The 19,362-nt window shown below is 67.9% G+C and carries 27 protein-coding genes and 1 tRNA gene; 7 read left to right on the forward strand and 21 right to left on the reverse strand.

The genetic code is table 11. The features are described 5' to 3' along the window. Nucleotides 1-477: a MaoC family dehydratase gene (locus ACGFJ2_RS27690; RefSeq protein WP_357957657.1), complete on the forward strand. Its 477-nt coding sequence runs from the start codon at nucleotides 1-3 to the stop codon at nucleotides 475-477. Here ACGFJ2_RS27690 and ACGFJ2_RS27695 read toward each other — a convergent pair. From ACGFJ2_RS27695 to ACGFJ2_RS27725, 7 genes are all read right to left on the reverse strand, one after another. Continuing rightward, nucleotides 458-691 (reverse strand): hypothetical protein, encoded by a 234-nt coding sequence (locus ACGFJ2_RS27695; protein WP_393473011.1) that lies wholly within the window; start codon nucleotides 689-691, stop codon nucleotides 458-460. The two genes, ACGFJ2_RS27690 and ACGFJ2_RS27695, sit on opposite strands and share 20 nt — an antisense overlap. Next, nucleotides 688-2,256 (reverse strand): radical SAM protein, encoded by a 1,569-nt coding sequence (locus tag ACGFJ2_RS27700; RefSeq protein ID WP_393473014.1) that lies wholly within the window; start codon nucleotides 2,254-2,256, stop codon nucleotides 688-690. The genes ACGFJ2_RS27695 and ACGFJ2_RS27700 overlap by 4 nt, the downstream gene beginning before the upstream one ends. After that, nucleotides 2,253-2,984, reverse strand: coding sequence for a prolipoprotein diacylglyceryl transferase (locus ACGFJ2_RS27705; protein WP_393473017.1), 732 nt, complete (start codon nucleotides 2,982-2,984; stop codon nucleotides 2,253-2,255). The genes ACGFJ2_RS27700 and ACGFJ2_RS27705 overlap by 4 nt, the downstream gene beginning before the upstream one ends. Before the next feature lies 1 nt (nucleotide 2,985). Beyond that, nucleotides 2,986-3,510: a hypothetical protein gene (locus ACGFJ2_RS27710; RefSeq protein ID WP_393473020.1), complete on the reverse strand. Its 525-nt coding sequence runs from the start codon at nucleotides 3,508-3,510 to the stop codon at nucleotides 2,986-2,988. Between the two features lie 67 nt (nucleotides 3,511-3,577). Continuing rightward, nucleotides 3,578-3,799: a hypothetical protein gene (locus ACGFJ2_RS27715; protein WP_393473023.1), complete on the reverse strand. Its 222-nt coding sequence runs from the start codon at nucleotides 3,797-3,799 to the stop codon at nucleotides 3,578-3,580. Between the two features lie 103 nt (nucleotides 3,800-3,902). After that, nucleotides 3,903-4,529: a response regulator gene (locus ACGFJ2_RS27720; RefSeq protein ID WP_393473026.1), complete on the reverse strand. Its 627-nt coding sequence runs from the start codon at nucleotides 4,527-4,529 to the stop codon at nucleotides 3,903-3,905. Then, nucleotides 4,526-5,740, reverse strand: coding sequence for a sensor histidine kinase (locus ACGFJ2_RS27725; RefSeq protein ID WP_393473029.1), 1,215 nt, complete (start codon nucleotides 5,738-5,740; stop codon nucleotides 4,526-4,528). Before ACGFJ2_RS27725 ends, ACGFJ2_RS27720 begins: the two co-directional genes overlap by 4 nt. Nucleotides 5,741-5,873: 133 nt before the next feature. On the opposite strand from ACGFJ2_RS27725, the gene ACGFJ2_RS27730 reads away from it, so the two are divergent. Both ACGFJ2_RS27730 and ACGFJ2_RS27735 read left to right on the forward strand, forming a co-directional pair. Continuing rightward, nucleotides 5,874-6,419: a hypothetical protein gene (locus ACGFJ2_RS27730; protein ID WP_393473032.1), complete on the forward strand. Its 546-nt coding sequence runs from the start codon at nucleotides 5,874-5,876 to the stop codon at nucleotides 6,417-6,419. Nucleotides 6,420-6,476: 57 nt separating this feature from the next. Further along, a tRNA-Arg gene (locus ACGFJ2_RS27735) sits at nucleotides 6,477-6,549 on the forward strand. A gap of 101 nt (nucleotides 6,550-6,650) precedes the next feature. Here ACGFJ2_RS27735 and ACGFJ2_RS27740 read toward each other — a convergent pair. The 8 genes from ACGFJ2_RS27740 to ACGFJ2_RS27775 form a co-directional block, all read right to left on the reverse strand. After that, a complete protein-coding gene (locus tag ACGFJ2_RS27740; protein WP_393473035.1) occupies nucleotides 6,651-7,868 on the reverse strand; it encodes a tyrosine-type recombinase/integrase in 1,218 nt (405 codons plus the stop codon). Next, on the reverse strand, nucleotides 7,865-8,050 hold the full coding sequence (locus ACGFJ2_RS27745; RefSeq protein ID WP_393473038.1) for a helix-turn-helix domain-containing protein: 186 nt from the start codon (nucleotides 8,048-8,050) through the stop codon (nucleotides 7,865-7,867). The genes ACGFJ2_RS27740 and ACGFJ2_RS27745 overlap by 4 nt, the downstream gene beginning before the upstream one ends. After that, nucleotides 8,047-9,399 carry a replication initiator gene (locus ACGFJ2_RS27750; RefSeq protein WP_393473965.1) on the reverse strand — a complete coding sequence of 451 codons (1,353 nt, stop codon included), beginning with the start codon at nucleotides 9,397-9,399 and terminating at the stop codon, nucleotides 8,047-8,049. Before ACGFJ2_RS27750 ends, ACGFJ2_RS27745 begins: the two co-directional genes overlap by 4 nt. Nucleotides 9,400-9,654: 255 nt before the next feature. Further along, on the reverse strand, nucleotides 9,655-9,816 hold the full coding sequence (locus ACGFJ2_RS27755) for a hypothetical protein (RefSeq protein WP_358046775.1): 162 nt from the start codon (nucleotides 9,814-9,816) through the stop codon (nucleotides 9,655-9,657). A 15-nt stretch (nucleotides 9,817-9,831) separates the two neighbouring features. After that, nucleotides 9,832-10,173 (reverse strand): hypothetical protein, encoded by a 342-nt coding sequence (locus tag ACGFJ2_RS27760; RefSeq protein WP_393473042.1) that lies wholly within the window; start codon nucleotides 10,171-10,173, stop codon nucleotides 9,832-9,834. A 21-nt stretch (nucleotides 10,174-10,194) separates the two neighbouring features. Further along, on the reverse strand, nucleotides 10,195-10,860 hold the full coding sequence (locus tag ACGFJ2_RS27765; RefSeq protein WP_393473045.1) for a DUF2637 domain-containing protein: 666 nt from the start codon (nucleotides 10,858-10,860) through the stop codon (nucleotides 10,195-10,197). 23 nt (nucleotides 10,861-10,883) lie between these two features. Continuing rightward, the gene (locus ACGFJ2_RS27770) at nucleotides 10,884-12,203 is read right to left on the reverse strand and encodes an FtsK/SpoIIIE domain-containing protein (protein ID WP_393473048.1); all 1,320 of its coding nucleotides are present in this window, start codon (nucleotides 12,201-12,203) and stop codon (nucleotides 10,884-10,886) included. After that, a complete protein-coding gene (locus tag ACGFJ2_RS27775) occupies nucleotides 12,196-12,525 on the reverse strand; it encodes a hypothetical protein (RefSeq protein ID WP_393473051.1) in 330 nt (109 codons plus the stop codon). The genes ACGFJ2_RS27770 and ACGFJ2_RS27775 overlap by 8 nt, the downstream gene beginning before the upstream one ends. Before the next feature lie 100 nt (nucleotides 12,526-12,625). Here ACGFJ2_RS27775 and ACGFJ2_RS27780 point away from each other — a divergent pair, with 100 nt between their 5' ends. Then, entirely contained in the window at nucleotides 12,626-12,994 is a 369-nt protein-coding gene (locus tag ACGFJ2_RS27780; protein ID WP_393473054.1) for a GntR family transcriptional regulator, read from the forward strand. On the opposite strand, the gene ACGFJ2_RS27785 is transcribed toward ACGFJ2_RS27780, so the two are convergent. Both ACGFJ2_RS27785 and ACGFJ2_RS27790 read right to left on the reverse strand, forming a co-directional pair. Further along, nucleotides 12,954-13,139 carry a hypothetical protein gene (locus ACGFJ2_RS27785; RefSeq protein WP_393473057.1) on the reverse strand — a complete coding sequence of 62 codons (186 nt, stop codon included), beginning with the start codon at nucleotides 13,137-13,139 and terminating at the stop codon, nucleotides 12,954-12,956. The genes ACGFJ2_RS27780 and ACGFJ2_RS27785 overlap by 41 nt on opposite strands. Beyond that, a complete protein-coding gene (locus ACGFJ2_RS27790) occupies nucleotides 13,136-13,342 on the reverse strand; it encodes a hypothetical protein (protein ID WP_393473060.1) in 207 nt (68 codons plus the stop codon). The genes ACGFJ2_RS27785 and ACGFJ2_RS27790 overlap by 4 nt, the downstream gene beginning before the upstream one ends. Before the next feature lie 147 nt (nucleotides 13,343-13,489). On the opposite strand from ACGFJ2_RS27790, the gene ACGFJ2_RS27795 reads away from it, so the two are divergent. Together ACGFJ2_RS27795 and ACGFJ2_RS27800 are read left to right on the forward strand one after the other, a co-directional pair. After that, complete coding sequence (locus ACGFJ2_RS27795) at nucleotides 13,490-14,230, forward strand: helix-turn-helix domain-containing protein (RefSeq protein WP_393473063.1); 741 nt, start codon at nucleotides 13,490-13,492, stop codon at nucleotides 14,228-14,230. A 3-nt stretch (nucleotides 14,231-14,233) separates the two neighbouring features. After that, nucleotides 14,234-14,710 (forward strand): NUDIX hydrolase, encoded by a 477-nt coding sequence (locus tag ACGFJ2_RS27800; RefSeq protein WP_393473066.1) that lies wholly within the window; start codon nucleotides 14,234-14,236, stop codon nucleotides 14,708-14,710. On the opposite strand, the gene ACGFJ2_RS27805 is transcribed toward ACGFJ2_RS27800, so the two are convergent. The 3 genes from ACGFJ2_RS27805 to ACGFJ2_RS27815 all read right to left on the reverse strand — a co-directional run bounded on the left by ACGFJ2_RS27805 (nucleotide 14,678) and on the right by ACGFJ2_RS27815 (nucleotide 16,153). Further along, entirely contained in the window at nucleotides 14,678-15,244 is a 567-nt protein-coding gene (locus ACGFJ2_RS27805) for an HD domain-containing protein (protein ID WP_393473069.1), read from the reverse strand. The genes ACGFJ2_RS27800 and ACGFJ2_RS27805 overlap by 33 nt on opposite strands. A gap of 98 nt (nucleotides 15,245-15,342) precedes the next feature. Further along, nucleotides 15,343-15,816, reverse strand: coding sequence for a GntR family transcriptional regulator (locus ACGFJ2_RS27810; protein ID WP_393473072.1), 474 nt, complete (start codon nucleotides 15,814-15,816; stop codon nucleotides 15,343-15,345). Continuing rightward, nucleotides 15,800-16,153 carry a hypothetical protein gene (locus ACGFJ2_RS27815; RefSeq protein WP_393473075.1) on the reverse strand — a complete coding sequence of 118 codons (354 nt, stop codon included), beginning with the start codon at nucleotides 16,151-16,153 and terminating at the stop codon, nucleotides 15,800-15,802. Before ACGFJ2_RS27815 ends, ACGFJ2_RS27810 begins: the two co-directional genes overlap by 17 nt. Nucleotides 16,154-16,308: 155 nt before the next feature. On the opposite strand from ACGFJ2_RS27815, the gene ACGFJ2_RS27820 reads away from it, so the two are divergent. Further along, complete coding sequence (locus tag ACGFJ2_RS27820) at nucleotides 16,309-17,043, forward strand: XRE family transcriptional regulator (protein WP_393473078.1); 735 nt, start codon at nucleotides 16,309-16,311, stop codon at nucleotides 17,041-17,043. Between the two features lie 83 nt (nucleotides 17,044-17,126). On the opposite strand, the gene ACGFJ2_RS27825 is transcribed toward ACGFJ2_RS27820, so the two are convergent. Continuing rightward, nucleotides 17,127-18,992: an IS481 family transposase gene (locus tag ACGFJ2_RS27825; RefSeq protein ID WP_393473968.1), complete on the reverse strand. Its 1,866-nt coding sequence runs from the start codon at nucleotides 18,990-18,992 to the stop codon at nucleotides 17,127-17,129. Between the last annotated feature and the right edge of the window lie 370 nt (nucleotides 18,993-19,362).

Here is a 19,362-nt window from a genome sequence, read left to right on the forward strand (position 1 = left end):
ATGCGGACCTTCGCGAACGTACAGGAACTCAAGGCGGCCGTCGGCGAGAAGTTCGGCCCGACCGAGTGGCGCACAGTCACTCAGGAGCAGGTCAATCTTTTCGCCGACGCGACCGACGACCACCAGTGGATCCACGTCGACGTGGAGCGGGCCAAGGAAGGACCGTTCGGCGGCACGATCGCGCACGGCTACCTGAGCCTGTCACTGCTGCCGTCGTTCATGATGGAGCTGGTACGCGTCGAGAGCATCCAGATGGGCGTCAACTACGGCCTGAACAAGGTACGTTTCCCCAGGCCGGTGCCGGTCGGTGCGCGGGTCAGGGCGCTGGGGGAGCTGAGCGACGTCAAGGGCACGCCGGCCGGCTACCTGGCCAACCTGAAGATGACGATCGAGGTCGAGGGCGAGAAGCGCCCGGCGTGCATCGCCGAGACGCTCAGCCTGTACATCCCCGTGGAGCTCACAGCAGGGAGTGGATGATCGCCGCCGCCGCGACGAGCACCAGCAACCCGAGGTAGGCCAGGACGAGCCGGGTGTCCTTGAGCAAGCACTTGCTGCGGGTCAGCCCGGCCCGCCGCGCATTCCAGTACCCGGCGAACCCGAGGGCCGCGAACCCCAGCACCGCCCACGGCCCCAGCAGCCAGGCCAGCAGCGCGACGGTCGCGTACACGCACAACCGGAGCGGATCCTTCACGTGATCACCTTGAGCTGGGGAGCGGCGGCGACCACGGACGGCCGGGATGTGGCGGCGACCGCCGACAGCCGTTGTCCCGAGAGCTGGGGCCACGCCTGAACCGCGCAGAACGGCGCGCACTGGTCCTGCTCGGCCCGCGTGCCGACGTGCACGCAGCACTGCGTGAGCCGCTCTTCGATCATGGTTGAGATGTCCATGAACGGCTTGACCGTCACCCGCACCACCCGCTCGCTGAGCAGTTTGCGAAGCCTCTTTCGTCGGCCGGGCAGCGCCGAGGAGGCCAGGGTGAGCAGTGTGGACACGCCGAGGTCGCAGTTCTCGCAGATGTCGCGCCACAGGTCGCCGATCTGCGGGTGTGACAACGACGACTGCTCCGACAGCAGTCCGAGCAGCGATTCCTGTACGGCCAGCCGCAGCTCGCGGGGGATCTCGGTGTCGGCGATGCGATTGGAGACCAGGCCCAGGTTCGCCTTGAGCCGGTCATGGCCGATCAGCGCGACCAGCGAACGCCACTGCTGCGAGTCGTCGCGGATCAGGTAGCCGACCGAGCAGCAGTGCGGGTGTGAGCAGGGCAGCGCGGTGAGGTCGCGCCAGGTCACCAGGCCGTCGGTCTGCGGGCCGAGCCGCTTGAGCACGCCGGTGTGGGTGAGGCGGTTCAACGGGTCGATCGGCCCCGACCTGCCCGAGCCGAACTGCGGCTGCAGGGACACCCCGCCGACGAACGGCGTGTCGAGCGCCAGCCGTACGACGTCGCCGATCTCCCCGTCGTTGACGCCCAGTGCGGCGGTCATCACCAGCGTGGTGAAGATCTCCCGCTCCGACAGCCGTTGTACGGCCTGCGCCTTGAGCTGCCTGAGGTCACCGCCCCGGTGGTGCTTCGACGCCTCGGCCGAACCGCCGTCGTACTGGAGGTAGACCTCCACCCGCTCGCGGTGCTCGGTGAGCAGGTCGAGCAGGGCGTCGTCCCTGGCGATGAGGACGCCGTTGGTGTTGATCAGGATGCGGGTGACAGGGCGCTGGTGGAGCTCGGCGAGCAGTTGGGCGAGCTCGGGGTGAAGGGTGGGCTCGCCGCCGCTCAGCATGAGGACGTCGAGCTTGCCGTTCTCGCGGGACAGGCGCTGGTCGACGTTCGCCAGGATGTCGGTGATGGGGACGATTCCGGTCAGATCGGGGGAGCTGTCGGCGAAGCAGGTGGGGCAGCGCAGGTTGCAGGCTTCTACGATGTCTTCGAGCAGGATGCAGGTGTGCTGGGTCTGCATCTCGGGCAGCCCTTGGAGGTAGGCCGCGGGGATGGGGTCGAAATTCCCCGAAATATCCGGCATGTGGAGCTTTGTGGGAGCGGTCCACTCTTCCAGATAGGTCAGGATTTCTGGGTCTTCGTCGTACAAAGTCCTGATCAGGCCGTGTTCGCGGCAGCCGCGCTCCAGCCATACGCGCTCGTCGCGGACGGTCAGGTAGCCGCTCAGCCGTTCGACCCGCTCCAGGTCCTGGCCGTGGCAGTGGGGACAGAAGGCGTTGACGTACCTGAGGATGCGGTCACCCCGCAGGCCCATTCCGGTGCTCATGTCATGACCTTCCGCTTGAAGAGGGGATCGTAGTGGCCGCGCCGCCAGCCGTACCGCAGCCTCAGGGCGAGCAGCAGCAGGCCGGGGATCAGGAACCACTGCGGCCTGGTGAGCTCGAGCCAGACGGTCTCGTTGGCGCGGGTGAACTCGACGAGGAAGCGGAAGACGGCGTACGCGGCCAGGTACAGCGTGAACAGCTCGCCCGGCTCGGTGAGCCGCCTGCGCGCCCAGAGCAGCGTGGCGAACACGGCGAGCTGGAAGACGATCTCATAGACGAACGACGGGTGCATGGCCTGGCCGCTCAGGCAGCCGGGGCACTCGGGCGTCGTCGGGGGAGCGTGTACGCCCCAGGGCAACTCGGTCGGACGGCCCGGCGCCTCGGTCAGATGGCAGCCGATCCGGCCCACCGCCATGCCCAGCGCCACCGCCGGGGCGAACAGGTCGCCGGTCCGCTGCTTGTAGCCGATGATCCTCTTGGCGATCAGTACGCCTATGTAGGCGCCGGTCAAGCCGCCGAGGATGCTCCGCGAGCCGTACAGCCAGAGGTCGGAGAGGTTCAGCGTCTCCAGCCAGCCCGCCAGCCGCATGCCGATCGCGCCGCCGACCAGCGCACCGGTCACGGCCACCAGCGACTGCTCGTTGAGCGCGCCGCGGCGGCGGGCCTCGTGCACGAAGACCACGGACGCGACGAGCACTCCCAGGCCGACGAAGATCTCGTGGAGCGGCATGTCAGGCGTACAGATCTGGGCTGATGCCGGTGCAGATCCCGGCGGACAAGATCGACCATAACGCCCAGCCGACAAGGAACCCCAGGCCCAGACCGGTGGCCCACGGCTTGCGCAGGAACTGCAGCCCGGCCCCCGCCCCGAGACCGAAGAGGGCGAGGAAGATCGTGCAGGAGATGATGATGGGGTAGTTAGTGCCGTTCTGGTCGAGGGTGCTGACGAAGATCAGGATGCCGAGGATGGCGTTGACGATGCTGTAGGCGACCAGCCCTGCGAGCGCTAGTCCGATGATCAGCCCGAGGGACTTGCCCTTGGGCCTGCTGTTGGACTTGCCGTTGGGCGGCGGCTTTGGCCCGCCGGGGGACGGCGGGATGCTGGTCTGTCTGGACGGCGGGGGAGCGGATTGTTCGGACGGCGGGGGAGCGGATTGTCCGGGAGACGGTTCGACGCTCCCCTCCACTCGCGTCGGGGCGCTCCCTCCCTGAGGAGGCGTCCCCTCGTCACGATCGCCCGGTGCGGGCGCGGTCATGTGAACATGCCCGGATCCAGCGTTGGCCCGGTCCGTGTGTACATGCCCGGACTCGATGGTGGCCCGGTCATGCGTACATGCCCGGATTCAGTCCCGTGCAATAGCCGGCCGAGACGATGGAGGCGAGCGCCCACCCGATCATCAGCCCCAGCCCCAGCCCCAGCGCCCACGGCCTACGCAGCACCACGAGCACGATCCCCGCGCCGATCCCGACCACGGCCAGGAGCCCCGCGGCGACCCCGATCGCGACCGTCGACGACATGCTCACGACGATGAGTCCGACGATCACATTGAGGATCCAGTAACCAAAGGCCCCGGCGAACGCCAAGCCAACGATCAAGCCCGTCGGCCGTGGCGGCGGGGGAGGAGGAGACATGGTCACGACCTTCAGACTAGCGGGGGCCTTCTGAGTAATAAATCGCCGCTTGGACCCGGCTTTTGAGACCCAGTTTGTTCAACACCCGGCTCACATGCGTCTTCGTGGTCGCCTCCGCCATGTCGAGCTCCCTGGCGATCTCGGCATTGGACAGCCCGCGACCGATCCCGGCCAACACCTCCTGCTCACGCGGCGTCAATCCCTCCACCTGTTGCTCCTTGCGTACGGGCTGCTCGGCAAAGGCAGAGATCAACCGCCGCGTGACCGTAGGCGAGATCAGCCCATCCCCCCTGGCCACCAGCCGTACGGCCGTGACCAGCGACTCCGCGTCGGTGTTCTTCAACAGGAACCCCGCCGCCCCCGCTCGCAACGCCCCGAACACATACTCATCCACATCGAACGTCGTCAAGATCAACACATCGGCCACCCCGGCGAGCTCCCTGGTCGCCGAGATGCCGTCGAGCTTCGGCATCCGCACATCCATCAACACCACGTCGGGCCGGGTCTCGCGGGCCAACTCCACCGCCTGCTCCCCATCGGCCGCCTCCCCGACGACCTCGATGTCCCGGGCCCCACCGAGAATCAGCACCAGCCCCGCCCTGACAGCCGCATGATCGTCCGCGACCAGTACCTTGATCGTCATCCCGCCTCCCACTGCCCCTTCCTGTCCTTCGGCATGGGCAGCACGGCCTTGACCCGCCACAAACCCCCGTCCACCCCGGCCTCGAACGACCCCCCGACCAACACGGCCCGCTCCCTCATCCCCACCAGCCCCGCCCCCGCCCCGGGAACCAGCCCAGCCCCGGCCCCAGGAAAAACCTCCGCCCCGGGAAGCAGAGCGGGACGTCCATCCACAGAGTTACCCACAGGCTTATCCACAGGGTTGTCCACAGCAACCGTCACTTGCCCCGACTCATAAACGACCTTGACCACAGCCGACCGCCCGCCATGTTTGAGCGCATTGGTCAGCGCCTCCTGCAAGATCCGATAGCCGGCCAGATCCACCGCCGGAGACAGCTCCCGCGACTCCCCCTCGACACGGAAATCAGCCGCCATCCCCGCCCGCCGCGACCGTTCGACCAGACTCTCCGCATCAGCCAGCCGCGGCCGGGTGGTTTCGGCCTCATCCCCCTCCTGCCGCAACAGCCCGATCATGGTCCGCATCTCGGCCAGCCCTTTCAGACTGTTCTCCCGAACGGACTCCATGATCTTCCGTACGGCCGCCACACTCAGATCCGTACGCGACAACGCGCCCGTCGACTGGATGGCGATCGCACTGAAGTGGTTGGCGATCATGTCATGCAGTTCCCGAGCCATCCGCGTACGCTCCGTCGCGATGGCCGCCTCCCGGTCAAGCTCCGCCAGCCGCGCCACCTGCTCCGCCCTGGCACGCTCGGCCGCGGCCTGCTCACGCTGCTGGCGTAACACCATCGCCGTGGTAACCGGCGTAACCAGCACGAGCCCCGCCTGAATCCCGTTGACCGCCAGCGCCCGCCAGTCACCCGACAGGACCCCCGTGACGCCCCCGGCCAACACCGACAGCACAGTGGCGGCCCCCAGCAGCCACCGCGAAAAAGACGCCGGTCCGTACAGCGCCGCCGCATACACGTTGTCGGTAAATATCAGAACAGTCGGCAACGACGGCCCCACGACCAGATCAACACCGATCCCCACAGTCCCCAGGGCCAGCCCCACCAACGGCGCCCGCTGGCGTACCACCACCCCCAGGCACACGAACGCCAGCGGCACCGCGAGCCACCCCTCGGGCACCTCGCGATGAGTGTAGGCTCCGCCCACGATCAGGAGCAGGCCCCCGACGAAGGCCAGCCCGGCCCACGACGCCTCGCGTTGCATGCCCCCATCCCACCACCGTCCGGACCCGGCTCACTCCTTCGTGGGTCTGCCTGTGGATAAACACTTCGATGTATCCACAGGCTCGTCTTCACTGACGATGCGCCGGCCAGAGGAGCCCTCAAGGATGGGATACGTGATTGTCGCCATCCTGATCGGCTGCGAAGTCGGCTTCTGGCTCCTGCTCGGACTCGGCCTCGCGAGCCGCTACCTCTGGAACCGCCGCCGACTCAGCACCGCCCTCCTCATCTGCGTACCGCTCCTGGACCTGATCCTCCTGGCGGCGTCCGTCATGGACATGCGCAGTGGCGCCACGGCCGACCTGAGGCACGGCATAGCGGCCGCGTACCTGGCGTACTCCATCGTCTTCGGCCACAGCACGATCCGCTGGGCCGACGCCAAGTTCCGCCACCGCTTCGCCGACGGCCCACCTCCCTGGAAGCCACCCACGGGCGGCATGGCCCGTGCCCGCTACGAGTGGGTCTTCTGGCTCCGGATCGTCCTCGCGTACGCCATCGCCTGCGCCCTCCTGCTCGGCCTGGTCTGGCTCGTCAACGAACCGTCCCGCACGGACGCACTGATCGATTTCATGCGCGACATGCTGAAGGTGCCAGTGATCGCCCTGCTCTGGCCCCTGAGCTACACCCTTTGGCCGAAGAAGGTGGAATCTAGTGGGGCGTGAGGTCGGTATCTGGTTCGAGGCACGGCTCTGGACCCGCTATGCTGGCTTACGCAGCGAGCGGCCGTAGCTCAATGGATAGAGCATCTGACTACGGATCAGAAGGTTGGGGTTTCGAGTACCTCCGGCCGCACACAGCATCAAGGCCCGTTACCAGGGAAAACCTGGAACGGGCCTTTGTGTTTGTCAGGACAATCTCGGGATCTTGCTAACACCTCTGCTAACAAGGGGTGCTCACTCGTTGATCGCCTGGGCGAAGATGTCCGCCGCCGACGCTTCCGCTGCGCGGATCACGTGGGCGTAGACCCGGAGGGTGATCGAGGGATCTGCGTGGCCGAGACGGGCCGCGACGACGTGGACCGGGACGCCCGCCAGGAGCAGGGTGGTCGCGTGGATGTGGCGGAGGTCGTGGAGTCGGGCATGGGGTAGCGGGTCCTTCGGGTGGTGGGCATTGTGGCGCTTGATCAGGACCGGGAAGAGGGAGCTGACGGTGTCCGGGTGGATCGGCTCGCCCCACCCGGTGGTGAACACGTACGCGCTGGCGCCTCGCCACTCGGGGCAGACCTTCAGCTTGTCCTCTGCCTGCATTTTTCGCTGGTTGCGGAGGACCTGAGCCGTCTGCTCGTCGATGCTGACGATGCGCTTCCGGCCGCTCTTCGTGGTGCCCTCGATGCGCTCGCCGTCGATGAAGGCCGCCGAGCCGGTGATGGTGAGTTGTCTGCCATCGAGATCGACGTCGGCCCAGCGGAGGTGGAGCAGCTCCCCGCGGCGGGCGCCCGTGTAGGCGGCCACGTGGAAGAAGCCCCACAGCCGGTGGTCCCGGGCTGCGGTGAGGAAGGACCTGAGCTGGGCGGTGGTCCACACTGCCCCGGGCTCGCTGCTCTCCCGGCGAGGGCGCTTCGACTTCTCGACGGGGCTGGTCGAGAGGATCTCGTCTACCTCGACGGCGTCCCGGAATGCCTTGCGCAGGACGGCGTGGACGTACTCGATGGTGCGAGGAGACAGTGGGCGACCGTTCTTGCCGCCGTGGGCCATCAGGTCCCGGTAGAGCTTGGTCACGGACGAGGGGCGTACGGCCTGGAGACGGGCACTGCCCATGTGGGGCTTGATGTACCGCGTGATGATGTCTCGGTAGTCCTTGAGGGTTTTCGGCTTGATCTCGACTGCGTGAGCCTCGATCCACTCATCGAGGTACTGGGCGACTGTGATGGTGTTGCGGTCGATGTACTCGCCGCGCCGGGCCTTGACGCGGGCTTCGTCGCGGGCGGCCTTGGCGTCGTCCTCTGTGGCGAAGCCGCTTACCCAGCGTGGGCGGCTTTCGCCGGTTTCCGGGTCCTTGACGCGGATGACGTAGGACCAGGTGGTTCCCCGCTTCATCACGCCGTCGCGGAGTTTGGGCGCCATCTTCTTCCGGGGCTGCTCGTCAGGGGTGGCCACGAGGGTCTTGGTCATGCTGCTTCCTCCTTCGTGGCGAGGCGAGTGATGTAGTCGGTGAGGGCGCAGACGGGGATGCGGCGGGAGCCGTCGATGCGGAGCGATGTGACCGCGCCAGCGGCGATGAGTTGGTAGAGCTTGCTTCGCGAAATGGCCAGGGCTTCTGCTGCCTCAGGGACCGTGAGGAGGAGCCGGGTCATGGGCGGCTCTCTACGGGGTGTTCGGCCGCAGGCTGCGGCCTTCCTGTGAGGGCGGCGGCGAGGAGTTGGTCTCCGGCGGAGTGGCCTTTGCCTGCGTACTCCCATTCGCTGATGACGAGGATGGTGTCCTCGTCGAAGAGTGGGAGGCGTCCGTGGGTGACCTCTTCGGTGTGAACGAAGCGCTCTCTGGCTGCTCGGAGGGCGCCGAGGGTGGTGGAGTAGCGGCGGGAGCGGGTGGAGAAGTGGCCGCGGAAGCCGAGCATGTGGGCCCAGTCCATGAGCCGGAGTTCGGCCAGTTCTTCGAGTGCGCCGAGGTGCATGCAGGTGGTGATGAGGCGACGGGCGTGGTCGCGCAGGTTGAAGGCTTCCAGGTTGTCGAGGGGGTTGATGCGGCGGTCGAGAGTGCCGACGCATTCGGCGGCTTTGGTGGCGTACTTGGAGATGTAGCCGGCGACTGCTTGTTCGGTGAGGTCGCCGTCGAGGGTGATGGGGCGGATGTCGAGTTGATGGCCCCAGCGCAGCACTCGCGCGGGCTGATCGCCGTGGGCTGGGACGGTGGCAGAAACTGCTCTTGCCGCGTGCTGGACAGCATGGGTCAGGGCATCGGCGGTGGCCCAGGCCGGAGGCGGGAATACCGGTCCTTTGGGGCCGTCGAGGCGGAGGACGGCGTGGAAGTGGACGACGCCGCGCCGCTGGTATTCGGCGACCTTGGCGAACGACACCGTGAGGTGATGGCGGAGGTCTTTGAGGGCCAGCCCGCCGAGTTTGGCGAGGTGGCGGCGTAGGGAGTCGGCGAAGCGTTTCCACAGCAGCGGGGCCAGGGCGTTGAACAGGACGGAGCCGGTGTAGTCGTAGCAGTCGGGGCAGAGCGGTTCGCCGAGGCGGGGATCGTCTGCGCTGTGTCGTTCTGTGCAGGCCATGACGCGGCCGTGTGGGCAGGTTTCCGCGTTGCGGCGGGCGTGGCAGGGCAGGACCTTGCCGTTCTTGTCCTTGCGGGCGTGGACGGTGCCGAAAGACGGGGCGGTCAGGGTGACGAAGAGCGTCGGGTGGGTGGTGACGGTCTCGGGGACGCCTTTGCCGCCGATGAGTCCGGCGCGGATGAGGTGGTAGGTGTCGGCTTGGTAGGTCTCGGCGCAGGCGGGGCAGCGGGAGGCGCGGCGGGTCTTGCATGGGACGCGCAGGATGCCGTCAGGCTCGGTACGGGTGGCGTAGCGGTGCAGAAGCTGTCCGGTGACCTGGTCGTAGTGCTCGACCTTGCCGCGCAAGTGGATGGGCTGTCGGCAGCCGCCTGTTTGGCGGATCTGGCTTGCCCAGCGGTCGTAGTCGCGGTGGTTGAGTCGGGCGATCATGCCCGCTTTTGCATGCGCGGTGGCGTGGGTTGTGGGCAAGATGGAGACCTCCTTTCGCTCGTTCGGGTGGAGGGATGGCCCCCGACCTGGCGTGTGTCTTGGCGGATGTACGGCCAGGCCGGGGGTGCTGCGCTTTTAGGCGCCGTGGTTGTCGATGCCGGTGCCGTCGCAGTCGCGGCAGCGGTCGCGGTCGTTGTCGAGGCCGCTCCCGTTGCAGGTGCAGCATTGGTAACGGACCATTTCGATCAAGGCCGGTCACCCCCTTTCGCGCGGCGTGGTGGTGAGGTAGATGCGCCAATAGCAGGGATTGGCGCGGTTGGGGTAGAGCCGTGAAGCGGCGATGACGGTGAAGTACAGGCGCAGGTGGAGCAGAGCATCGATGACTTCGGTGCGGGTTCCTTCGAGGCGAATGCGCATGATCGTCTCTCCTGGTCAGGCGGCGGGTGCCGGGTCGGGCTGGATGCAGCCGTGGTAGCTGGTTTCGGCGGCGTGGCGGGCGCGGGCGGCGGCGGAGATGGCCACGGCTCGGTACTCGACGGGGCCGAAGAAGACGGAGGTGGCGTAGTGGCCGTAGGGGGAGCCGTCGTAGTCGATGGGGGAGCCGACGCGGTCGGCGATTTGGTCGATCTCGGCGCACTGGTCGGCGTCGCTGTCTTGGCGTGAGAAGTGGTGCAGGGTGAGGCTCGGGGATACGGGCAGGTCGGGGTGGTCTTCAAGGAAGGCGGCCAGGTCGAGCAGGCCGTTGATGAGGGCTCTGTGGTGGTCGTTGGTCATGGGCTGAGGCCTCCCTTCTGGTCAGGCGGTTCGCAGGGTGTGGAGCAGGTCGGAGGCGAGCTGGTTGGACACGCCCAGGTGGGCGCGTAGGGCGTCGCGGGTGATCGGCCTGCCGTGTTTGGCGTGGTGTTCGTCGGCGACGCGGCGGGCGTAGTCGACGAGCGCGGGGGCGAGGTCGCCGTCCTGGTCGTCCTGACTGTCGTCCTCGGCCGAGTCGTCGTCGTTCGGGACGAGTTCGGGGACCGGATACGAAGTGAGGACGGGCGAGGACGACGCCGCCGAAGCCGCGGACGGTTCGGGACGAGGACGAGCGGCGCGACGTTCAAGCATCGAGATGGCGATGAGGAACGCTGCGGCGGGGGTGGCGGCGGTGATCCAGCCCCAGGCCGTCGGGGCGGCCTGCTGCAGGTTGGCGGCCAGGGACAGGACAATGCCGCCGGTCAGGACGAGGACGGGCCAGGAGATGAGGCCGCGCCGATTCTTGCCGGTCTTCTTGTCGCGTTGGCGTTCGCGGGCGGCCATCACGCAGGTCAGATCGATGCAGACGGCTACGGCCCAGGACATCCAGCCGGTCTGGCCGTGCTCGGTGGCGGTGTCGCGGATGTGGGTGAACGATCCGGCACCCGCGATGGCGGCCAGGACGAGGACCGGGCCGGTGTCGAGCAGCCAGCAGGCCAAGCGTCGCATCGTCGCACCCTCCTTTGCTGTGGTCAGGCGTTGGCGGGTTCGGGTAGGTGGGCGGTGATCTCGTCCCAGGACGGGGCGAGGAGGGCGTGCGTGCGGGCGGCGTGTTCGGCGGTGGCCTCGGTGACGTAGAAGGAGCGGGCGCGGTACCACTGGCCGTCTTGGCCGGCGACGATGGCGACGCCGGGTGTTTCGGCGGCGATAGCGCGGGCCGACGCGAGGGCGGCCGGGTCGAGATCGCCGAGCGTCATGGTCGCGGTCTCCGGATCGTTGACCCGGTGGCAGATCCGTCCGGAGCACTGGGCGCGTAGGGCGGTTACGCCGGGGCCGAGGTCGGAGCCGATCCTTTGGCCGCAGCAGAACAGGTAGATGCCGAACGCCCTGCCGAGTTGGGCGACCCGCAGCAGGGCGGTCGAGGTCTTGGCGATCTCGTCTTTCTCGGACTTGTCGGCCATCAGGTAGAGCTCGGCCAGCTCGTCGACCAGGACCACGACCGGAACCGGCCGGAGAACAGGCGGGAGTTGCCAGATGTTGCGGGCGGCGGCCTGGCGGCATAGGCCCATCCGGTCGATCATCAGGCCGACGAGGTCGCACAGCAGCGTGACCGACTCGGCGCGGTTGGTGGCCAGCGCCGACAGGCGCGCCGCGTAGGGAGTGAACTCCACCCCGCCCTTAAGGTCGAAGCCGACCAGCGCCACAGGCTGCGGGGCCAGGCCGACAATGAGCGCGTTGGCGAGGTTGGACTTGCCAGACTGGGTGGCGCCCGCGTTCAGCCAGTGCGGCACTGTCCGGAAGTCGATCACCCAGGGTCGGCCGGTCTCCAGACGCCCCACGGTCACCTTGAGCAGGTCCGGCGACGGTGGGAGCTCGTCGACCTTGACCAGCGGGTCACGCATGGTCGCCATCAGCACGACCCGGCCAGGCCGAGGCGAGGAGACCCGTACGGCGTGCACGCCCCAGGAGTGCGCGAGGCGTTCAGCGGCGTCGGCATAGTCGCCGGGTGTCTGGCCTTCCAGGGTGTGCAGGGTGACGCGCCAGCCGTAGCGGGTGGGCAGCGGCAGCCAGATGAAGGGTTTGGTGTCGACGGCGACCCGCTGGAAGCGACGGCGGACCTTGACCAGCCCGGTGGAGGCGATCGCGCCGGGGACGGTGGTGAACCACCAGCGCTGCCGCTTCTTGGTCAGGCCGCAGCCGAGCGCGACCCGCCGCCAGGACGCGCGGACCGAGGCGGCGGTGAGCGGGAAGCCGAGCGCGAGCCAGAAGGACGGGTAGTGCCAGCGGCGCCAGGCCCACAGCCCGGCCGCCGTGGCGGCCATGACTGCGAGCAGGACGTGCGCGTCAGACATCGACTGCCTCCCGTACGGGCAGCAGGGCCGAGGCGCGGTAGGCGATGCCCCACCGGCCGGCGATCTCCCAGACGTAGCCGAGCAGGCCGACCGCGTTGACGGGGTCTCCGGCTTTGATGGGCGGTTCCCCGGTGATGCCGATCTTGACGAGTTCGATCCGGCCGAACTCGTCCTCCACGGAGACGGTGACCTCGTAGACGGTGTTGCCGTTCTTGTCGGTCTTGATCTCGCCGGTATCGCGGTTGAGGACGCGCGGGCGCGGGGCCTTGACACAGGTGATGGCGAGCTTGCCGGTGTCGACCGGGATCGGGACGGAACGCATGGGCGGTGACCTCCTTATTCGTCGTAGTCAACATAGTTAACCTAGTTGGCTCAGTTGTCAATGTTGGCGTGGCCGACTTGGTGTGGTGAGATGGACGGTGATGGTCAAACACACCGGACGGGCCGGCTACCTGCAGATCGCCGACGATCTCCGCGCGCAGATCCGCGGCGGATCCCTCGCGCCCGGAACCCCACTGCCCTCCACCGCCCAGCTCGCCGAGCAGTACGACGCGTCCCTGTCGGTGGTGAAGATGGCGGTCGGCATCCTGCGCAACGAGGGCCTGGTGATCGGCCAGCAGGGCAAGGGCGTGTACGTCCGTGACGAGACCGACGCCCCGGCCGCCGGCGACTTGGCCGATGAGGTCGCTGAGTTGCGCACCGCCGTACAGGACCTGTCGGGACGGCTCGCGCGGGTTGAGGAGCAGTTGGCTACGTCCACGACACGCCGTTCCGGACGTAGCAGCCAGTAACCTTGCGGGCCAGCGACGCCGACACCCCGTCAGGGCGCTGGTGCAGGCTCAGCGCCTTGTCCTCGCGGCGGATGCCGATCAGGACCGTGATGTAGCCAACCAGCAGCGTGACGCCGAGCAGTCCGGCGATGATCAGCGCAATCACGTCCAGGTCACCCCCGCCGCGACCAGGCCGCGAGGGGTGCGCGGGGGACGGCGGGTCTCGCCGCGCTGCCGGCCGTTCTTCCGCTTGCCCGCCCGCCTCTTGGCCCAGCGCTCACGAGCCAGGCACTTGCGGCACCTAGTCTGGCCTTCCTCCGGGCATGCGCCGCACTCGCAGGTGGGGTTGGGGTAGATCTCGTCGGTCATGTGATCACCTCTCCTTCCGGTCGCTGTTCTTGCTTGCGAACCGAGAATGCGACGGAGAGTCAGGACGAGATCACTACACGACGGGACATGTTCAAGACGTCCGGCCTACGATGGCCAGGTCCCCGGACGTCCTTCGGAGCGGGTGAGATGGCGAACGAACGGCTACGTGCGGCCCTTCTGCAGAAAGGCGTGAACATCGCCGATCTGGCCGAGGCGATCGAGGTCGACCCCAAGACCGTCGAGCGGTGGGTCACCAAGGGGCGTGAGCCGTACCGAAAGCACCGGTTTGCTGCGGCTTCGTACCTGGGCGTAGACGAGGCGTACCTGTGGCCGGAGGCGCTCACGCGTGAGCAGGTCGCCGCGGCGTCCGGGAGTGAGGTCATCGCGATCTATCCGCATCGCTGGGCCGTTCCCCGGGACATCTGGGGACGACTGTTCTCTGCGGCGTCCCAGGAGATCGGCGTCCTGGTCTACAGCGGCTTGTTCCTCGCCGATGACGGGGGCATGGTGCGTCTGTTCGCCGATAAGGCCCGCGCCGGGGTGAAGGTGCGCGTCCTGCTCGGCGATCCTGACTCCGCCGAGGTCGCCCAGAGGGGGAGCGACGAAGGCGTGGGGGAGAGCATGGCCGCGCAGATCCGCAGCGCTCTGGTCTTCTACCGGCCGATCACCGGCCTGGACAACGTCGAGATCAGGTTGCACCGCACGGTGCTGTACAACTCGATCTACCGCGCCGACGAGGAGTATCTGATCAACACGCACGTGTACGGCACCCGTGCCGGCAACGCGCCGGTCCTGCATCTGCGCCGGGTGGCCGGAGGGGACATGGTGGCGACCTACGCCGAGAGCTACGAAAAGGTGTGGGCGCAGGCCAGGCCGGTAGAGTCCTGAAACATGGCCCGGCGGATCGACTTCCATCACGACCCCGACGCGCCCGCGGCCAACAGCCTGGTCCCGTCGGTGAACGTCATCGTCACCAACGAGCGCGGCGAGGTGTTGATGATTCAGCGGTCGGACAACGACAACTGGGCCGTGCCGGGTGGAGCCATCGATCTGGGCGAGTCACTGCCCGAGGCCGCGGTACGCGAGACGCTGGAGGAGACCGGCATCAGGTGTGAGATCACCGGCCTGGTTGGCACCTACACCGATCCCGGACACGTGATCCTCTACACCTCCAACGGCGAGGCCCGCCAGGAGTTCTCCATCGTCCTGACCGGCCGCGCGATCTCCGGTTCCCCGACCCCGAGCACGGAATCTCGTGAGGTGCAGTGGGTGCCCCGCGATGAGGTCGCATCGTTGCCGATGGCAGCCTCGATGCGCATGCGGATCGAGCACTACCTATCCGGCGTCGGCCTGCCCTACATCGGATAGCGCGGCCTCCACTGCGCGGACCGACGACACGATGCAGGGAGTGGCGGCGGTGATCGACCGGCTGACGACATGGTCGGCCCCGTAGCGGGAGTGGATCTCCGCCAGGCGGTCGCGCACGTCCAGGTGCCGACCGTCCGGGTCAGTGGTCATATCGCAGTACGTCAGCGCCCTGGCCAGGTCAGGCCGCTCCTGGTCGAACTCCTTGGCCAGGACGTCGAACAGGTCACGTTGCCGGGCTTCGTTGTCCGCGCACGAGTGGTAGGCCACCAGGCGGCACAGCCGGTCGTCGGCCCCGGCCGCGTCGCGCAGGTAGCGGGCGCCGTCGAGCTGGTGCATGCCGGTGTCGACCAAGTCGGGGGCGTAGCCGATGTCATGCAGCAGACAGGCGGTGATCAGGGTGTCGGTGTCCGCGCCGAGGATTTGGGTTAGGGTCTCGGCCCGCTCGGCGACTGCCTGGGTGTGCGCCCAGCGCCGGGGCAACGCCGTCTCCAGGAGATCTTTGGCCAGGGCGTACGCCCACTCAATATGTCCCACGTGGTTCACGATAGGCATCAAGCACGTGCGGGAATCCAGAGGGCGAGCCTAGACGTCCCCGGACGTCTTCCCACCCTCGCATTTCAGCGCCGGATGATTCAGAGCCGGACGAAGCGCCCACGCCCGTGCTCGGCTACGACCAGCCCTTCGCGTTCCAGGACGGACAGCGCCTGCCGCACCGTGTTGCGCGAGGCCGCGAAGCGTCGCCGTAGCTCGGCCTCGCTGGGCAGCGCGGCACCGGGGGCGAGGTCACCGCGTTCGATCTGCTCGCGCAGCTCTCCGGCGATCATCTGATAGCGGTACGGGACCGCCATACTCTCCCCAGACACCACCCTGCCCTTGGACGGGACGGTGACCAGGAGCCCTTCGTCCTCCAGGACCGCCAAGGCACGCCGTGCCGTGTTGCGCGCCACACCGAACGTCCGACACAGCTCCGCCTCAGAGGGCAGCACACTGCCTGGCCCGAAGTCGCCCAACCGGATCCACTCGCGCAGCCGGTCGGCGATCTGCGGGTAGACCCGACCACCGGTCACCCATCGGCCCGTGGCCACCGGGTCAGCCGCGGTAGGCATCGAGGATCTTGTTCAGATCGACGCTAAGCTCACCCTGCTCTCCCTCACGCCACCCCTCCCGCACGGCCCGCTCGATCCGGTCCACGGCGCCGTCCATCTGCAGGAACGACACCCGCTCGTCGTCCTGGTCACCCCAGTAGAACCAGCAGAACGGCAGGTGCACGAACACCCGCCGCATCCGGCACCGGCTATCGGTCACATCCAAGGCTGGCCGCCCGTCCTCCGCGACAATGAGCACGGTCGTGACAGCCCGACTGGTGAGGTGCTCGCCCAGCGCGGTCAGCAGCCGCTCCGCGTAGGCCCGCTGCCGCTCCTTGATGGTCTTGCTCGTCTGCACCCTCGTCCTCCCTGACGTCCGTACGGGGTTCGTCGTGTGCGTCGAGATTCGCCCCGCAGCCGGGGGCGGGAACACCGCAACTCGGGGACGTCTAGGGACGTCTGATGTTAACGTCGCAGGGCAGGGTCATCTTGCGAGAGGAGCAGGCCGGTCCCATGAACGACAACCTCCGCTACGCACTGGCCACAGCCCGGCTCAACACCATCGACGTCGCCGCCGCACTGGCCGTCGACCCCAAGACCGTGAGCCGATGGCTCCAAGGCCGCATCCCCTATCCACGCCACCGATGGACCGTCGCCGACCTCCTCCACGTCGACGAAGCTGACCTCTGGCCCGAGATCGCGTCACGTCACCAAGCACTCGCCGACGGCGTGCAAGCGATCTACCCCCACCGCTGGGCCATCCCTCAGACCGTCTGGCGCAACCTCTTCAATGGAGCCAACGACGAGATCGGCATCCTCGCCTACAGCGCACTCTTCCTCGCCGAAGACCGCGGACTCCTCGACATCATCACCACCCGCGCCCAGGTCGGCGTCGAGGTTCGCATCCTCCTGGGCGACCCCGAAGGACGGGAAGTGGCCACGCGCGGAGCCGATGAAGGAATCGGGGCCACGGTGATGGCAGCCAGGGTCAAGAATGCGCTCACGCTGTATCGAGGGCTGCTCGGTGTTCAAGGTGTCGAGATCCGGCTTCACCACACGGTGCTCTACAACTCCATCTACCGCGCGGACGATCAGCTTCTCGTCAACGCCCACGCCTTCGGGAAACCAGCCGCCAACGCACCCGTCATGCACCTACGCCACACTGACGATCGAGGGCCGGCAGTCACCTACCTCACCAGCTTCGAACGCATCTGGACCACCGCCGAGCCCTACCGCCAACTGCCCTAAGCCACCTGTGGACAGCCCTGTGGACAGCATGTCTGGTCTCACTTGATGCTTGACGCTTTGGCATCGGATGATGCTTGACACTCCTAGCCGATCTTTCGCTTCTTAGTATGCGCCTGGGACTTGATCCGGGTGATCTCCTGGGTGGTGGTTCGGGGCACGACGCGGATGGGTTCGCCGTTGTCGTGGACGGTGATGTGGGTGTCGTCCACGGTCACGTCCAGGATCTTGCGGGCGTGGATCCGGCCGACCTGGATCTTCTGGCCGACGATCTGGAAGTGGCCGCGGCTGCAGACCACCCGCTGGACGGTGACGGGCTCGGTCGAAGCGCCGGGCGGTGGTCCGGCCGGGCGGGCGTTGCGCAGGGTGAGGCACTCGGCGAGCGGGAGCGGACAGGGCACGGCACGCAGCAGCAGGCGTTCCTCGTCCATGACGCGGGCGGTGATGCCGTCCAGGCGCACGATGATGCGGCGGCCGGCCAGGTGGGCGCCGATGCACAGGGCCCGGCCGGCCAGGCTGATGGTGCCGATCGAACTGACCTGCCGATCCACCTCGACGGCGCTCGCCGCGATCGCGGGCTCGCCGACGGGCGTGTCCGGTGCCGGGCGGGCTTGTCCGGAGGCCAGGAGCGCGGCCAGGTCCTTGACGGTCAGCCGGGAGGCCACGCTCTTGAGCCGGCCACCGCCGGTGGTGAACACATGCAGCCGCTGGGTGCTGATCCACAACGTGATCGGCATGCCCGCCCGGTCCGGGCCGAGCCAGACCTGCTGGCCACCGATCGACAGGTTCCCCGACTCCGGGACGATCCGATCGACCTCGATCGCCTGGCGCGAGAGCGGATCGAGCGTGCGCGTCTGGATGGGCTCGGGCCGTTCGAGCTGATCAAGGTGATGGACGGCCGGGACCGGGAGATCCGGCAGCGCGGCAGCGGGAGGGGCCTCAAGAGCAACGCCAGGAGCAACGTCAGCAGCGGGGGCGGGCACCGTGCTCAGTCCGGCGGGCAGGCGCAGCGGTAGTTCCCGTTCAGCCGCGAGCTGGCCGGGGCTGCGCTCGGTGAAGAACCGGTCGGCGGGGAAGGCCATGTCCAGCGCCTGATGCGGGCGGGCGGTGTTGTAATGCTCGGCGAACGCGTCCACCTCGGCCTGGGCGGCCTCGAGCGAGGCGAACGGCAGCGCCTCGGCCAGCAGTTCCCGGCGCACGCTCTGATGGAACCGCTCGATCTTCCCGGTGGTGGTCGGGGTGCGCGGCGGGGTGTGACGCAGCTTGATGCCGTTCTCCCGGCAGACCCGCTCGAACAGCACCTCGCCCGCCTTCGGCCCGCCGAAGCGGCCGGTGAACTGCTTGCCGTTGTCGGTCAGCACCTCCAGCGGCACCCCATAGACGCGCAGCGCCGCGGCGAAGGCGGCGCACACCATCCGCCCGGTCGAGCGGGCCACCACCGAGGCGATCACGCAGAACCGGGAATGATCGTCCACACCGGTGATCAGCTTGGCCTCGCTGCCGTCGGCCAGCAGCAGCCCGCCCATGATGTCCATCTGCCACAACTGCATCGGCTCGGGCCGCTCCCAGCGCCGGTAATCTTCGCGCTTACGCCGCCGCGCCACCGCCTCGATCAGGCTGTTGCGCACCAGCACCCGGTAGATGCTCGCCCGCGACGGCAACGGCTCCACCCCGCGCCGGCCCAGCTCCCACAACAGGGTTCGCGGTCCCCACCGCGGATGCGCGCGCCGCAGCTCACAGATCAACGCCTCGACAGCGGCCGGGGTCTGCATCGGATGCGCCTTCGGCGCATGCGACCGGTCAGCCAGCGCGGCCAGGCCGCCGTCTCGATACCGGCGCACCCAGGCATGCACCGACTGCCGTGAGATCCCATACCGGCCGGCCACGTCGGTGACCTTCGCCCCCGACAACACCTCGATCACCGCGTGATAGCGCTGCTCCACGACGCTCAACTCCACCAATGCCACCTGAGCCTCCCCCGAAGCGCCGATAACGCCACGAGCAGGCACAGAAGACGATCAAGGTGTCAAGCATCAAGCGAGGCCAGAGTGTCAACCATCAAGCGAGACAGGACACCCTGTGGACAGCACAGAAAGCAACTTATCTACACGTCATCAAGGCGCGTGCCGCCTGTGGCGTCCCGCGCGCGTGGGGCGGTCGCTGGCCGCGCTGCGGCTCTTCGGCCGGTCGCGGCCAGCACCACCCACGCGCTATCAGCAATACGGCGAACAGCTAGAACGTCGAAAGGCGTATCACGGCCAAGCCCTCGACCGTCTGGACCTGGTGTCTCAGCACCAGACCGCTGAGGACACCGCAGCCTCC

Source organism: Nonomuraea sp. NPDC049028 (genome assembly GCF_043197735.1).
Classification (GTDB): domain Bacteria; phylum Actinomycetota; class Actinomycetes; order Streptosporangiales; family Streptosporangiaceae; genus Nonomuraea.

Coding starts and splice junctions, on each gene's coding strand:
- ACGFJ2_RS27690 (WP_357957657.1), top strand. CDS start 1: ATGCGGACCTTCGCGAACGTACAGGAACTCAAGGCGGCCGTCGGCGAG.
- ACGFJ2_RS27700 (WP_393473014.1), bottom strand. CDS start 2,256: ATGAGCACCGGAATGGGCCTGCGGGGTGACCGCATCCTCAGGTACGTC.
- ACGFJ2_RS27705 (WP_393473017.1), bottom strand. CDS start 2,984: ATGCCGCTCCACGAGATCTTCGTCGGCCTGGGAGTGCTCGTCGCGTCC.
- ACGFJ2_RS27710 (WP_393473020.1), bottom strand. CDS start 3,510: ATGACCGCGCCCGCACCGGGCGATCGTGACGAGGGGACGCCTCCTCAG.
- ACGFJ2_RS27720 (WP_393473026.1), bottom strand. CDS start 4,529: ATGACGATCAAGGTACTGGTCGCGGACGATCATGCGGCTGTCAGGGCG.
- ACGFJ2_RS27725 (WP_393473029.1), bottom strand. CDS start 5,740: ATGCAACGCGAGGCGTCGTGGGCCGGGCTGGCCTTCGTCGGGGGCCTG.
- ACGFJ2_RS27740 (WP_393473035.1), bottom strand. CDS start 7,868: ATGACCAAGACCCTCGTGGCCACCCCTGACGAGCAGCCCCGGAAGAAG.
- ACGFJ2_RS27745 (WP_393473038.1), bottom strand. CDS start 8,050: ATGACCCGGCTCCTCCTCACGGTCCCTGAGGCAGCAGAAGCCCTGGCC.
- ACGFJ2_RS27750 (WP_393473965.1), bottom strand. CDS start 9,399: ATGATCGCCCGACTCAACCACCGCGACTACGACCGCTGGGCAAGCCAG.
- ACGFJ2_RS27755 (WP_358046775.1), bottom strand. CDS start 9,816: ATGCGCATTCGCCTCGAAGGAACCCGCACCGAAGTCATCGATGCTCTG.
- ACGFJ2_RS27760 (WP_393473042.1), bottom strand. CDS start 10,173: ATGACCAACGACCACCACAGAGCCCTCATCAACGGCCTGCTCGACCTG.
- ACGFJ2_RS27765 (WP_393473045.1), bottom strand. CDS start 10,860: ATGCGACGCTTGGCCTGCTGGCTGCTCGACACCGGCCCGGTCCTCGTC.
- ACGFJ2_RS27770 (WP_393473048.1), bottom strand. CDS start 12,203: ATGTCTGACGCGCACGTCCTGCTCGCAGTCATGGCCGCCACGGCGGCC.
- ACGFJ2_RS27775 (WP_393473051.1), bottom strand. CDS start 12,525: ATGCGTTCCGTCCCGATCCCGGTCGACACCGGCAAGCTCGCCATCACC.
- ACGFJ2_RS27780 (WP_393473054.1), top strand. CDS start 12,626: ATGGTCAAACACACCGGACGGGCCGGCTACCTGCAGATCGCCGACGAT.
- ACGFJ2_RS27790 (WP_393473060.1), bottom strand. CDS start 13,342: ATGACCGACGAGATCTACCCCAACCCCACCTGCGAGTGCGGCGCATGC.
- ACGFJ2_RS27795 (WP_393473063.1), top strand. CDS start 13,490: ATGGCGAACGAACGGCTACGTGCGGCCCTTCTGCAGAAAGGCGTGAAC.
- ACGFJ2_RS27800 (WP_393473066.1), top strand. CDS start 14,234: ATGGCCCGGCGGATCGACTTCCATCACGACCCCGACGCGCCCGCGGCC.
- ACGFJ2_RS27810 (WP_393473072.1), bottom strand. CDS start 15,816: ATGCCTACCGCGGCTGACCCGGTGGCCACGGGCCGATGGGTGACCGGT.
- ACGFJ2_RS27820 (WP_393473078.1), top strand. CDS start 16,309: ATGAACGACAACCTCCGCTACGCACTGGCCACAGCCCGGCTCAACACC.